General features: G+C 64.8%; 10 protein-coding genes and 1 pseudogene. 2 read left to right on the top strand and 9 right to left on the bottom strand.

Translation table 11 applies throughout. The features are described 5' to 3' along the window. Positions 1–25: 25 nt before the first annotated feature. Positions 26–1,012 (top strand): NAD(P)H-quinone oxidoreductase, encoded by a 987-nt coding sequence (locus ACCD07_RS25310; protein WP_413448920.1) that lies wholly within the window; start codon positions 26–28, stop codon positions 1,010–1,012. A gap of 9 nt (positions 1,013–1,021) precedes the next feature. Here ACCD07_RS25310 and bla read toward each other — a convergent pair. The 5 genes and pseudogenes from bla to ACCD07_RS25335 all read right to left on the bottom strand — a co-directional run. Beyond that, positions 1,022–1,780: pseudogene (gene bla, locus ACCD07_RS25315) on the bottom strand (subclass B3 metallo-beta-lactamase); the annotation flags it as partial. 165 nt (positions 1,781–1,945) lie between these two features. Continuing rightward, entirely contained in the window at positions 1,946–2,206 is a 261-nt protein-coding gene (locus ACCD07_RS25320; RefSeq protein WP_176653987.1) for a formate dehydrogenase subunit delta, read from the bottom strand. Between the two features lie 12 nt (positions 2,207–2,218). Then, positions 2,219–5,077, bottom strand: coding sequence for a formate dehydrogenase subunit alpha (fdhF, locus tag ACCD07_RS25325; protein ID WP_413448921.1), 2,859 nt, complete (start codon positions 5,075–5,077; stop codon positions 2,219–2,221). Positions 5,078–5,086: 9 nt separating this feature from the next. Then, the gene (locus ACCD07_RS25330) at positions 5,087–6,652 is read right to left on the bottom strand and encodes a formate dehydrogenase beta subunit (RefSeq protein WP_413448922.1); all 1,566 of its coding nucleotides are present in this window, start codon (positions 6,650–6,652) and stop codon (positions 5,087–5,089) included. Then, positions 6,649–7,134, bottom strand: coding sequence for a formate dehydrogenase subunit gamma (locus ACCD07_RS25335; RefSeq protein WP_176653984.1), 486 nt, complete (start codon positions 7,132–7,134; stop codon positions 6,649–6,651). The genes ACCD07_RS25330 and ACCD07_RS25335 overlap by 4 nt, the downstream gene beginning before the upstream one ends. 134 nt (positions 7,135–7,268) lie before the next feature. Here ACCD07_RS25335 and ACCD07_RS25340 point away from each other — a divergent pair, with 134 nt between their 5' ends. After that, positions 7,269–8,333 carry a substrate-binding domain-containing protein gene (locus ACCD07_RS25340; RefSeq protein WP_413448923.1) on the top strand — a complete coding sequence of 355 codons (1,065 nt, stop codon included), beginning with the start codon at positions 7,269–7,271 and terminating at the stop codon, positions 8,331–8,333. Positions 8,334–8,363: 30 nt separating this feature from the next. On the opposite strand, the gene ACCD07_RS25345 is transcribed toward ACCD07_RS25340, so the two are convergent. The 4 genes from ACCD07_RS25345 to ACCD07_RS25360 all read right to left on the bottom strand — a co-directional run bounded on the left by ACCD07_RS25345 (position 8,364) and on the right by ACCD07_RS25360 (position 12,409). Further along, positions 8,364–8,837, bottom strand: coding sequence for an RES family NAD+ phosphorylase (locus ACCD07_RS25345; RefSeq protein WP_413448924.1), 474 nt, complete (start codon positions 8,835–8,837; stop codon positions 8,364–8,366). Beyond that, positions 8,834–9,325, bottom strand: coding sequence for an antitoxin Xre-like helix-turn-helix domain-containing protein (locus ACCD07_RS25350; RefSeq protein ID WP_413448925.1), 492 nt, complete (start codon positions 9,323–9,325; stop codon positions 8,834–8,836). The genes ACCD07_RS25345 and ACCD07_RS25350 overlap by 4 nt, the downstream gene beginning before the upstream one ends. Before the next feature lie 169 nt (positions 9,326–9,494). After that, the gene (locus ACCD07_RS25355) at positions 9,495–11,390 is read right to left on the bottom strand and encodes a TRAP transporter large permease subunit (RefSeq protein ID WP_413448926.1); all 1,896 of its coding nucleotides are present in this window, start codon (positions 11,388–11,390) and stop codon (positions 9,495–9,497) included. Continuing rightward, positions 11,387–12,409: a TRAP transporter substrate-binding protein gene (locus tag ACCD07_RS25360; RefSeq protein WP_413448927.1), complete on the bottom strand. Its 1,023-nt coding sequence runs from the start codon at positions 12,407–12,409 to the stop codon at positions 11,387–11,389. The genes ACCD07_RS25355 and ACCD07_RS25360 overlap by 4 nt, the downstream gene beginning before the upstream one ends. Positions 12,410–12,525: the final 116 nt, after the last annotated feature.

Below are 12,525 nucleotides of genomic sequence, written 5' to 3' on the forward strand. Positions count from 1 at the left end.
ATCCACAAAAACACAAGAGGAAGCCATGCGTGCCATCGAAATCACCCACCCGGGAGAACCCGAAGTCCTGCAACTGTGCGAGCGCCAGCGCCCGTCGCTGCTGCCGGGACAGGTGCTGATCAAAGTCCACGCGGCCGGCATCAACCGGCCCGACCTGCTGCAGCGCGCCGGCAAATATCCGGTGCCGCCCGGCGCCTCCGATTTGCCGGGCCTGGAAGTGGCGGGCGAGATCGTCGCCGGCCATGTCGGCGACAGCGGCTTTCATATCGGCGACATGGTCTGCGCGCTGGTCCAGGGCGGCGGCTATGCGCAGTACTGCCCGGCGCAGATCGAGCTGTGTTTGCCGATCCCCAGGGGCTTGTCCCTGCTGGAGGCGGCGTCGCTGCCGGAGACCTTCTTCACCGTGTGGAGCAATGTGTTCGACCGCGCCGCGCTGGCGCCGGCCGAGACCTTGCTGGTGCAAGGCGGCACCTCGGGCATCGGCGTGACGGCGATCCAATTGGCCAAGGCCATGGGCCACCGCGTGTTCGCCACCGCCGGCTCGGATGAAAAATGCCGCGCCTGCGTCGAGCTGGGCGCCGACCGGGCGATCAATTACCGGACCGAGGATTTCGTCGAAGTGGTCAAGGCGGCCACCGGCGGCAGGGGCGCCGACGTGATCCTGGACATGGTGGGCGGCTCCTATGTGCCGCGCGAGATCAACTGCCTGGCCGACGACGGGCGGCTGGTGTTCATCGCGCTGCTGGGCGGGTCGCGCGCCGAGGTGCCGCTCGGGCAGATCCTGCTGCGGCGATTGAGCGTGACCGGTTCCACGCTGCGTCCGCGCCCGGTCGCTTTCAAGGCCGCCATCGCCCGCCAGCTGCGCGCGCGGGCGTGGCCGCTGATCGAGGACGGCTTGATCAAGCCGGTGATCTACCGCACCTACCCGCTGGAGCAGGCCGCCGAAGCGCACGCGCTGATGGAAACCAGCGCGCACATCGGCAAGGTGATGCTGCAGGTGATCAAGGAGTAACCTCCACGATCATTTGCCGGCCTCCTCCGCCAGGCGCAGATTGAGCTTGTCGCGCGATTGCTTGACGTAGGCCTTGCAACCTTCGCCACCGTCCAGCAAGGGGTGCGGCTTGCCGCTTTTGAGTTTGTCCCACATGCCCGTGAAGTCCGGATGTCCGGAAACGACGATGTCGCACGACACTTGCTCCAGCGCGGCGTAGCTTTGTTCATATTGCTTCTGCACGAGCGGGTGACCATTGAATTTGTAACCGTCGCTGGCCACCGGGTTGATGCTGTCGGCAAACACGATGCTGGCACAGCTGCCCTGCTCGCAGGAGCGCCACGTCCAGCTGGTGCCGCCCGCCGTATGGCCCGGCGTGTACAGCGCCGTCATGGCCAGCGGCCCAAGTTTAACCACTTCGCCGTCGCGCACCGTGCGCACCTTGCTCACCTTCGGATATGGGGTGTTCCCTTCGAACTGGGGATCGTCCTCGTCCATGCTGCCCCGCTTCAGCGCGGCCGCCGTTGAAGGACTGGCCACCACCGCCGCTCCCGTCAGGCGTTGCAGTTCGGCGATGCCGCCGGCGTGATCCCAGTGATCATGCGAGCTCAGTATCAGTTTGACATCCCGCAGCCGGAAGCCCAGCTTGCGGATGCCGGCGGCGATCAGCGGCGCCGAATCGGGAAACCCGCCGTCGATCAGGATATGGCCCTGCGGCGACGTCTCCAGCACGGAGCTGAGGCCGGCCATGCCGACGTAATAGCTGTTGCCGCAGATCTGAAATGGGTCGACCGGTTTGTTTCAGTCGTCGAAAGTGTCCGACACCGACAATCTGCTGAGCGGGCGCCGCCGCGCGCAAGCGGGTGCTGGCGGCCAAGACCAGCAGCACGCCCGAGCAGATCAACCAGGCCATCATCGAAATGGACGACGTGACGCAGCAGAACACGCAGACGCCTAGCCCTCCGCGTGCGCCGTCAGCCTGAGCGGCGGCGGCGTCAGGCGCTTGATGTTGGCCTGGATCGACGCCAGCACGGCAGGGTCCAGGCCTTCGCCCTGATGCTCGGCGACATGCGCCAGCAGCTTGTGGCGCATCAGCGGCGCCCAGAAGCGCTGCAGATGGTTGGCGATCTCGGTGCTGGCCTCCTCCTTGTCCGGATAGGACGCGAAGAAGGAGCCGATCTGGTTGGCCATGGTGACCAGGTGATGTATGTTCATAGTCGTCTCTCCTTATGCCGGCTGGGCAGTCGCGGCATCCTTGAGCGCCATCTGCTCTTCGTGGAAGCGCGCAAATTCCTGCTGCCAGTCGGACTGCTGCTGCACCGGCATCACCTGCACCGCCGTGACCTTGTATTCCGGGCAGTTGGTGGCCCAGTCCGAATTCTCGGTGGTGATCACGTTGGCGCCCGATTCCGGGAAGTGGAAGGTGGTGTAGACCACGCCCGGCTGCATGCGCTCCGTCACCAGCGCGCGCAGCACGGTCTCGCCGGCGCGACTCTGGATGCCGACCCACTGGTCGTCCTTGATGCCCCGTTCCTCGGCGTCGTGCGGATGGATCTCCAGCCGGTCCTCGGCATGCCACTTGACGTTCTCGGTGCGGCGCGTCTGCGCGCCGACGTTGTACTGCGACAGGATGCGGCCGGTGGTCAGGATCAGCGGATACATGCGCGTGACCTTTTCGTCGGTCGGCACGTACTGCGTGATGATGAAGCGCCCCTTGCCGCGCACGAAATGGTCGATGTGCATGGTCGGCGTGCCTTCCGGCGCGGCGTCGTTGCACGGCCACTGGATGCTGCCCAGCTTTTCCAGCTTGGCGTAGCTGACGCCGCTGAAGGTCGGCGTCAGGCGCGCGATTTCGTCCATGATCTCCGACGGGTGCTTGTAGTTCATCGGATAGCCCAGGCGGTTCGACAGCTGCACCGTCACTTCCCAGTCGGCGTAGCCGGCCTTCGGCGCCATCACCTTGCGTACGCGCGAGATGCGGCGCTCGGCGTTGGTGAAGGTGCCGTCCTTTTCCAGGAACGAGGAACCCGGCAGCAGCACGTGGGCGTACTTGGCGGTCTCGTTGAGGAAGATGTCCTGCACCACGATGCACTCCATCGCCTCCATCGCCGAGATCACGTGCTGGGTGTTCGGGTCCGACTGCACGATGTCCTCGCCCTGGCAATACAGGCCCTTGAAGCTGCCGTCCAGCGCCGCTTCGAACATGTTCGGGATGCGCAGGCCGGGTTCGGCCTGCAGCTCGACGCCCCATGCGGCCTCGAACTGCATGCGCACGGTGGTGTCGGAGACGTGGCGGTAGCCCGGCAGCTCGTGCGGGAAGGAGCCGATGTCGCACGAACCCTGCACGTTGTTCTGGCCGCGCAGCGGATTGACGCCGACGCCTTCGCGGCCGACGTTACCGGTGGCCATGGCCAGGTTGGCGATGCCCATCACGGTGGTCGAACCTTGCGCATGCTCGGTCACGCCCAGGCCGTAGAAGATGGCGCCGTTGCCGCCGGTGGCGAACAGCCGCGCGGCGCCGCGCACCTGCTCGGCCGGCACGCCGGTCACCGATTCCATCGCTTCCGGCGAATTCGATTCCTGCGCCACGAAGTCGCGCCACTGGTTGAACGCGCGGTCGTCGCAGCGCTCGGCGATGAACTGCTCGGCCAGCAGGCCCTCGGTGACGATCACGTGGGCCAGCGAACTGACCATCGCGACGTTGGTGCCGGGACGCAGCTGCAGGTGATACTGCGAACGGATGTGCGGCGACTTGACCAGGTCGATGCGGCGCGGATCGATGACGATCAGCTTCGCGCCCTGGCGGATGCGGCGCTTCATGCGCGAGGCGAACACCGGGTGGCCGTCGGTCGGATTGGCGCCGATCACCATGATGACGTCGGACTTGGCCACCGAGGCGAAGGTCTGCGTGCCGGCCGATTCGCCCAGCGTCTGTTTCAGGCCGTAGCCGGTCGGCGAGTGGCACACGCGGGCGCAGGTGTCGACGTTGTTGTTGCCGAACGCCGCGCGCACCAGCTTCTGTACCAGGTAGCCTTCCTCGTTGGTGCAGCGCGAGGAGACGATGCCGCCGATCGAATCCTGGCCATACTTGGCCTGGATGCGCTTGAATTCGGACGCCGCGTAGTCGAGCGCCTCGTCCCACGACACTTCCTTCCACGGGTCGGTGATCTTCGAACGTATCATCGGTTTCAGGATGCGGTCCTTGTGGGTCGCATAGCCCCAGGCGAAGCGGCCCTTGACGCAGGCGTGGCCTTCGTTGGCCTTGCCGTTTTTGGTCGGCACCATGCGCACCACCTCGCTGCCCTTCATCTCGGCATCGAGCGAGCAACCGACGCCGCAATAGGCGCAAGTAGTGGTGACCTTGTGTTCGGCCTGGCCCATCCAGATCACCGATTTTTCCTGCAGGGTGGCGGTCGGGCAGGCCTCGACGCAGGCGCCGCAGGACACGCATTCCGATTCCATGAACGACTCGCTCTGCCCTGCCGAGACGCGCGACTCGAAGCCGCGGCCGGAAATGGTCAGCGCGAACGTGCCCTGGGTTTCCTCGCAGGCGCGCACGCAGCGGTTGCAGACGATGCACTTGGACGAGTCGAAGGTGAAGTAGGGATTCGATTCGTCCTTCTTCAGCTTCAGGTGGTTGGCGCCTTCGTAACCGTAGCGCACTTCGCGCAGGCCGGTCACGCCGGCCATGTCCTGCAGTTCGCAATTGCCGTTGGCCGGGCAGGTCAGGCAGTCCAGCGGGTGGTCGGAGATGTACAGTTCCATCACACCCTTGCGCAGTTCCTGCAGCTTGGACGTCTGCGTGCGCACCACCATGCCCTCCTCCACCGGCGTGGTGCAGGAGGCCGGATAGCCGCGACGGCCCTCGATCTCGACCAGGCACAGACGGCAGGAGCCGAACGGTTCCAGGCTGTCGGTGGCGCACAGCTTGGGGATGTTGGTGCCGCTTTCGGCGGCCGCGCGCATCACCGAGGTGCCGGCGGCGACCGTCACGCGCTCACCGTCGATGGTCAGCGTGACGAACTCCATGTTCGGGTTCAGCGGCGGCGGGGTGCCCAGGTCGCGGGCGATGATGGTTTCGATCATATTGTTCTCCTAGGCGGCGCGCTGGTCGTCAGCGACCTGGCCGAAATCTTGCGGGAAGTGGTTCAGGGCCGACAGCACGGGGTACGGCGTCATGCCGCCCATCGCGCACAGCGAGCCATGCAGCATGGTGTCGCACAGTTCGCGCAGCAGGATGACCTGGCGCGGACGTTCGCCGTCGACGTTGGCGGTGATCTTGTCGATCACTTCGACGCCACGGGTGGAGCCGATGCGGCACGGCGTGCATTTGCCGCACGATTCGACCGCGCAGAATTCCATCGCGTAGCGCGCCAGCTTGCTCATGTCGGCGCTGTCGTCGTGCACGACGATGCCGCCGTGGCCCAGCACCGCCCACAGCGAGGCAAAGGCCTCGTAGTCGAGCGGCGTGTCCCATTGCGATTCGGGCAGATAGGCGCCCAGCGGACCGCCGACCTGCACCGCCTTGATCGGCCGGCCGGAGGCGCTGCCGCCGCCGTATTCGTACAGGATATCGCGCAGTGTGACGCCGAAGGCCAGTTCGATCAGACCGCCCTGCTTGATGTTACCGGCCAGCTGCACTGGCAAGGTGCCGCGCGAACGGCCCATGCCGTAGTTCTGGTAATAGGCCGCGCCCTTGTCGAGGATCAGCGGCACGGCCGCCAGCGACAGCACGTTGTTGATCACGGTCGGCAGGCCGAACAGGCCGGACAGCGCGGGCAGCGGCGGCTTGGCGCGCACCACGCCGCGCTTGCCCTCGATGGATTCGAGCAGCGCGGTTTCCTCGCCGCAGATGTAGGCGCCGGCGCCCTTGCGCACTTCCAGGTCGAAGCCGCGTCCCGAGCCAAGAATGTTCGCGCCCAGGAAGCCGGCCTTGACGGCGCTGGCGATGGCGTGGTTCAGATTGGCGATCGCGTGCGGATATTCGCTGCGCACGTAGATGTAGCCTTTGTTGGCGCCCACCGCCAGGCCGGCGATGGTCATGCCTTCGATCAGCATGAAGGGATCGCCTTCCATCACGATGCGGTCGGCGAAGGTGCCGGAATCGCCTTCGTCGGCATTGCAGACGATGTACTTCTGGCTGCCGGCCGCCTTCAGCACGGTGTTCCACTTGATCCCGGTCGGGAAGGCGGCGCCGCCACGGCCGCGCAGGCCGGACGCCGTCACGGCGGCGACGATGGCGGACGGCTCCATCGCCAGCGCGTTGCGCAAGCCTTTGTAGCCGTCATGCGCTTCGTAGTCGGCCAGCGACAGCGGATCGGTGACGCCGGCGCGGGCGAAGGTCAGGCGGCTTTGCTTGGCCAAATAAGGAATCTGTTCGACCAGGCCCAGTGCCAGCGGATGGCTGCTTTGGCCGAGATGGAAGCCGGCGTCGAATAGCGCGACCACATCGGCTGCGTCGACCGGGCCGTAGCCGATGCGGCCGGCCGCAGTGTCGACTTCCACCAGCGGCTCCAGCCACAGCAGGCCGCGCGTGCCGTTGCGCACGATGTCGAGCTCGACGCCGCGCCGCGCCGCTTCGGCGGCGATTGCGGCCACCACGTCGTCGGCGCCCAGCGCCAGCGCGGTCGAGTCGCCTGGAATGTAGATGCGGATGCTCATGCTGCCTCCTTGACCTTGGCCAGCAGGGCATCGAAGCGGGCCGGCGTGACGCGCGCGTGCAAGGCTTCGTTGATCATCAGCGACGGCGCGGTGGCGCACTGCCCCAGGCAGTAGACCGGCTCCAGCGCGAATTGGCCGTCATGGCTGTGCGCGTGCAGCTTGCAGCCCAGCGCCTGCTCGGCATGCGCCAGCAGCGCGTCGCCGCCCATGCTCTGGCACGCCTCGGCGCGGCAGATCTGCACCACCTGCCGCGCCGGCGGCGAAGTGCGGAAATAATGGTAGAAGGTGATCACGCCATGCACTTCGGCGCGCGACAGGTTGAACGCCGACGCGATGTCGACCACCCTGTCGGGCGGGATATAGCCGATCGCATCCTGGATCGCGTGCAAAACCGGCAGCAGCTGGTCTTGCGCGCCGCTGCTGGCGGCGAGGATGGCGTTTGCCTGGGCGACCTCGTCGGCCTGGGGTGTACGCTGCTGCATGGTGCTCTCCGTTCTTTTTAATGTTTGCCGTCCGCCGATATATGTTCTGCATAACATATATCTCGGTTAATATTCATGCATGACGCTAGGCTAGCACTGTAAAAACAACGGCGCAATATGAAGGATTTTGCATAATGTTCAAAGTCGAGATACAGCCGGACTGGATCCTGCGGCAGCCCGATGGCCGCACGGTGGCGCTGCCGGTGCTGCTTAATTTACTGGCGTCGGTGCGCAGCCTGGGCAGCATCAGCCAGGCCGCGACGGCGTGCGGCATTTCCTACCGCCATGCGTGGGGGCTGCTGCGCGAGTTCAACGAGCAGTTCGGCGCCGAACTGGTGGTCAAGTCGCGCGGACAAGGCACGGTGCTGTCCCCGCTGGCGGACAAGCTGATCTGGGCCGACAAACGCATCAGCGCCCGCCTGACGCCGCTGCTGGACAGCCTGGCCTCGGAACTGCAGCAGGAGCTGGCCAGCCTGCTGGCCGAGCGTCCGCCGACATTGCGCCTGACCGCGTCGCACGGCTTTGCGGTGGCGGCACTGGTCAAGCAGCTGGAGCAGCAAGGCGTGATGGTCGACCTGCAATACCGCAGCAGCACGGAGGCGGTGGCGGCGCTGGCGCGCGGCGAATGCGACCTGGCCGGCTTCCACCTGCCGGTCGGCGAACTGGAGACGGCGGCGGCGGCCAAATATCTGCCTTGGCTCGATCCCGGGCGCCACATGCTGATCCACCTGGCCTACCGCATGCAGGGCATCTTTGCCGCCCGCGGCAATCCCAAGGACATCCGTGCGCTGGACGACCTGGCCCGGCCGGACATCCGCTTCGTCAATCGCCAGCGCGGCTCCGGCACCCGGCTGCTGCTGGAGCTGCTGCTGGCTGGCAAAGGGATCAGGCCGGAGGCCATCCACGGCTTCGACAGCGCCGAGTTCACGCACGCCGCCGTGGCCGCCTACGTGGCCAGCAACATGGCCGACGCCAGCTTCGGCGTGGAAACCGCCGCGCGCCGCTTCGACCTCGATTTCGTGCCGGTGATACGCGAGCGCTACTTCTTCGCCTGCGCGCGCGAGGCGCCGGCCGAACCGCTGATGGCGGCGGCGCTGGCGGTGATGGAGAGCGCCGAGTTCAAGAGCACGCTGGCCGGCCTGCCCGGCTATGACGGCGCGCTGAGCGGCCAGCGGCTGGAGTTGCAGTCGCTGTTTTGAGAGCAACGAATCCGCAAGAAAGCAGGGTGATCAAGAGAAAAAGCGGGGATCGTAAATCCAGCGCTTAATTGTTGTCGCGGTAATGGATGTCGCGTCCGGATGCTGCGGATTAATCAGCGCATTGTATTCATCGGGCACGCTCACCGACGGCACCAGCAGCAACGCCGAACGATTCAACGCCGCCCAGGCGTCGCCCGTCATCCGGCTTGTCATGCCGGACGGAACGGCGTCCCAGCCGCCAGGCAGCGGGTCGAGCACGATGCGCGCACCCCACACGGCGTCGGGAACATCAATCCGCACCAGGAAGCGATTGAATGGCAGGCCGCCACTGCGTATGTGCAGGACCGTTTCAATCGTCGCCAGGGCAATGCTTGTAGCGCTGTAGACGAGCGGCGTGCCGATGCTATTCCAACGCCCACCCGTCATCTTGGCGCCGGCGCCGCTGAGGTCGTTGGCAGCATAGGTTGGCGCCTCGACGGCAATACGCCACAAGGGCACCGTCATGCATAGGCCCCGCTCTGGCTCATGGACAGCAATTCAGACACCAGCCTTTGGCCCTCGAAAGTGTCCATGTAGCTCGCCGGCGTTGCTCCACCAAGCGCCGGCAGTGGCTTGGTCAGCCAGTCCGCGACCCAACGTGCCGCGTCAAAACCGGTCGGATCGCCGGACTCCTCCACCATCGTTTTCACTTTGCCGATCAAGGACGCGACGCCCAGGACGCGCTCGGACTCGTCTTTCGATAATGCTGTCTCGTCCCTTTCCTTGCGGCTGATAGTCGCGCGGGACAGGCCCAGGCTGCCGAGCAGCAGCTCTTTACTCATCCCCATCGTCGACGAAAGCTCACCGATCATCGAGGCTGGAATGCCCTTCCGTATCGCGGCAATGCGCGCATGCGGATCAATTCGATACAGGTTGGTGTCAATCGCTGGCGTGTTTTTTGCCAGCGCCTTACGGACTGGAACTCGTTTTTCAAGCGCCTTGGGATTTGACATGACTACCTCCTTTGAGACGGTAGTATAAATCAAATGAGACAAAAAATCGCCTCACCCAAGTTCACGGCAAAAACTTGATCCGCCCGTCCAAGCACGTACTGGTCCTGCAGCAATTCAACTATCCAGGTGTACTTGGCTTCGCGCGAGGCGATCCGTGAGACGGGGAAAATCAAAGTGTTGTCGGCAAGAAGCCGGTCGACAGCCATGGGATAAGGGCCACCAGCAGCAACGCCAGCAACAGCGCGCCGAGGTAGGGCCAGACGCGCGGCAAGGCCCGTTCCGGACTAACCTCGCCAATCGCGCATGCGGCATAAAAACCGACGCCGAAAGGCGGCGCGAACAAGCCCAGTCCCATGGCGAACACGGCCAGTATTGCATAATGTACCTCGTGAATGCCGAAGTGGCGCGCCATCGGGAAAAACAGCGGCGCGAACAGGACGATGGCGGGTATGCCCTCGAGAAAACTCCCCAGCAGCACGAACATCACGACCGACACCAGCATGAAACCGGCGGCGCCGCCGGGCACGCCCGCCATCAGCGCGGCGAGTTGCTCCGAAAAGCCGGATTGCGTCAACGCCCAGGCCATGGCCGTCGCACAGCCGATGATCATCAGGATGGCGCCGGAGAGCGATGCCGTTCCCACCAGCATGGGGTACAGCCGCCGCCAGGAAAACTGGCGATAATATGCCTGCCCCAGCACGGCGGAATACGCGATGCCGATGGTGGCGACCTCGGTCGCCGTGGCCACCCCGTTGACCACCGCCGCGCGGATCACGAACGGCAGGACCAGCGCGGGCAACGCGTGCCAGAACGCGGCGCGCGTCTGCGCGGGCGTCGCCCTGGCGCCGCCACCTGGCACTTTTCGTTGCCTGTTCCACACGACCGCCGCGAGCGCCAACGCCCCCAGCGCCGCCGGCAACAAACCGGCTGTAAAGAGCGAGGCGATCGACACGCCTGTGACGGCGCCCATGGTGATCAAGACCAGGCTGGGCGGCACCGTCTCCGACATGGCGCCGGTCGAACTGAGCAAGGCGATCATTTCCCCCTCGTCGACACCGCGCCGCTTCATTTCCGGAAACAGGGCCGGCGCCACCGCCGCCATGTCGGCCGCCTTCGAGCCGGAAATACCCGACACCAGATACATGGCGCCGATCAAGACATACGACAGTCCACCCCGGTGGTGCCCCACCAGGGTGCTGAGCAGCCGTATCATGGCCGCCGCCATCCCGGTTGCCTCGACCAGCCCCCCCAGCAACACGAACAGGGGCACGGAGAGCAGTATCAAGCTGGACATGCCGGCGTCGATGCGGCCGACCGCGATTATCAGCGGCGCCTCCGTGACAGCCGCCAGATACGCCAGCGTCGACAGGCCGAACGCGACCATGATGGGGATACCCAGCAAGGCTAGCGCCGTGACGCCCCCCAGGAAGAACAGGAGCAGGTTCAGATTTCCCCATGCGATCAGATGGTCGCGGCCGAAATAAATGAGTCCGGCCAATATGCCCATCAGCGTCGCCGCCTTCAGCACATCGGCCAAGCGGGCGCGTTCCATCAAGCGCACCAGCGCCAGCGCCAGCATCAAGCTCACCCCGACCGCGATAGCGGCAACCCGGAAGCCGTTGCTGATTTCCAGAGCGGGCGTCGTGATGGCCCGCTCTTCGACCACATACCGCCAGGCGGGCACCACCAGCAACAGCACAAACACGAACACGGTCACGTCGCCGAAGGTGTGCAGGAAGGCCCGCCGCGATGGCCGCATGCTGCCCAGCACCGTCGTCAGGCACATGTGCTGTCCCTTGCGCAAGGCGATGACCGCGCCCAGCATGGCCAGCCAGAGAAACAACAATGAGCTGAGTTCATCGGTCCAGCTCAGCGGTTCATGCAGCAAATAACGGCAAATGACATTGAGCATCAGCAGCAGCACCTCTGCCACCAGCAGGATCGCCGCCGGCACCTCGGTGCACCAGGCGATCAGACGTTCCACCCGAAGCCCCAGCCGGGAAAGCCGAGCCGAATCCGATGTGCCGGCGGGGCACGCGCTGTCCGGGGGCGCGGACACCGTCATGCCAGCTTCCCGGCGTATTTCTCCAGCAGCGACCAAGCCACTTCACCGTATTTGCCGCGCCACTCGGCATAGAACCCGGCCTTGCGCAGTGCGGTCTGGAATGCGTGGGGGTCGGGCCGGTTAAATGCCAAGCCGTGCGCCGTCAGTTCGGTCTCGAGGTTGGCATTCAGCGCCGCCACGTCCCGCCGCTGCGCCAGCGCCGCGGCATTGACATGCCTGGCCACGATTTCCCGCACGTCCGCCGGCAAGCGGGCCCAGCTTCCTCCGTTCGACAGGAACCAGAATCCGCTCCATATGTGCGAACTAAGGGAACAATATTTCTGGACCTCGTTGAAGCGGCTGGCCTTGATAATCGCCAGCGGATTTTCCTGTCCCTCGACCACCTTCGTCTGCAACGCCGAGTAGACTTCATTGAAATTAATGCTGGTCGGCGCCGCGCCCAGCGCCTTGAACATCGACGTCCACAGCGTGCTGGTCAATACCCGGATCTTGAAGCCCTTCAAGTCCGCCGGCACCTTGATCGCCCTGGACGAACTGGTGATCTGCCGAAAGCCGTTGTCCCAGATCCGCTCCATCACGACCAGGCCGGTTTTCGCGATGGCGCCTCGGATATGGCCCCCCAGCTCACCGTCCATGGCCGCCCAAACCTGGGCATAGCTTTTCAATGCAAAGCCCACGCTGTCGATGGCCGCCACGGGTACCAGCGTCGACAGGATGGCGCCGGGAACCGGAAAGAAATCGATTCCCCCGGCACGTATCTGGGACAGCATGTCGGTGTCGCCCCCCATCTGTCCGTTGGTGAACATCTTCAATTCCACGCGCCCCTTGGTTTCGCGCATGATCGATGCGGCAGCCTCGCGGACGCGCACATTGAGAGGATGCGTGTCCGCAAGGCTGCTGGCGTATTTCAATATGAAATGCGGCGCCGCCGCGGCAGGCAACAAGCCGACGATGGCGATGGCACCCGAGGTGCCGACGGTATTCTGCAAAAATGTCCGACGCGACTGTTTTGATCTCATGATGCGGCAGAATGGCAATGGTTATCACAGTATCGATTTTCCACAGTACACCCCCGTGAACTTACTGTCTAACAATTATTGATGGCAGCAAGACGCTGTGGCATTCCGCCGCCGCC

The sequence above is a fragment of the Duganella sp. Dugasp56 genome (assembly GCF_047304105.1).
Classification (GTDB): Bacteria; Pseudomonadota; Gammaproteobacteria; order Burkholderiales; family Burkholderiaceae_D; genus Rugamonas; species Rugamonas hordei.

Excerpts from the sequence above, each read along its gene's own strand:
- ACCD07_RS25310 (WP_413448920.1), top strand. The coding sequence starts at position 26 with ATGCGTGCCATCGAAATCACCCACCCGGGAGAACCCGAAGTCCTGCAA.
- ACCD07_RS25320 (WP_176653987.1), bottom strand. The coding sequence starts at position 2,206 with ATGAACATACATCACCTGGTCACCATGGCCAACCAGATCGGCTCCTTC.
- fdhF (WP_413448921.1), bottom strand. The coding sequence starts at position 5,077 with ATGATCGAAACCATCATCGCCCGCGACCTGGGCACCCCGCCGCCGCTG.
- ACCD07_RS25330 (WP_413448922.1), bottom strand. The coding sequence starts at position 6,652 with ATGAGCATCCGCATCTACATTCCAGGCGACTCGACCGCGCTGGCGCTG.
- ACCD07_RS25335 (WP_176653984.1), bottom strand. The coding sequence starts at position 7,134 with ATGCAGCAGCGTACACCCCAGGCCGACGAGGTCGCCCAGGCAAACGCC.
- ACCD07_RS25340 (WP_413448923.1), top strand. The coding sequence starts at position 7,269 with ATGTTCAAAGTCGAGATACAGCCGGACTGGATCCTGCGGCAGCCCGAT.
- ACCD07_RS25345 (WP_413448924.1), bottom strand. The coding sequence starts at position 8,837 with ATGACGGTGCCCTTGTGGCGTATTGCCGTCGAGGCGCCAACCTATGCT.
- ACCD07_RS25350 (WP_413448925.1), bottom strand. The coding sequence starts at position 9,325 with ATGTCAAATCCCAAGGCGCTTGAAAAACGAGTTCCAGTCCGTAAGGCG.
- ACCD07_RS25355 (WP_413448926.1), bottom strand. The coding sequence starts at position 11,390 with ATGACGGTGTCCGCGCCCCCGGACAGCGCGTGCCCCGCCGGCACATCG.
- ACCD07_RS25360 (WP_413448927.1), bottom strand. The coding sequence starts at position 12,409 with ATGAGATCAAAACAGTCGCGTCGGACATTTTTGCAGAATACCGTCGGC.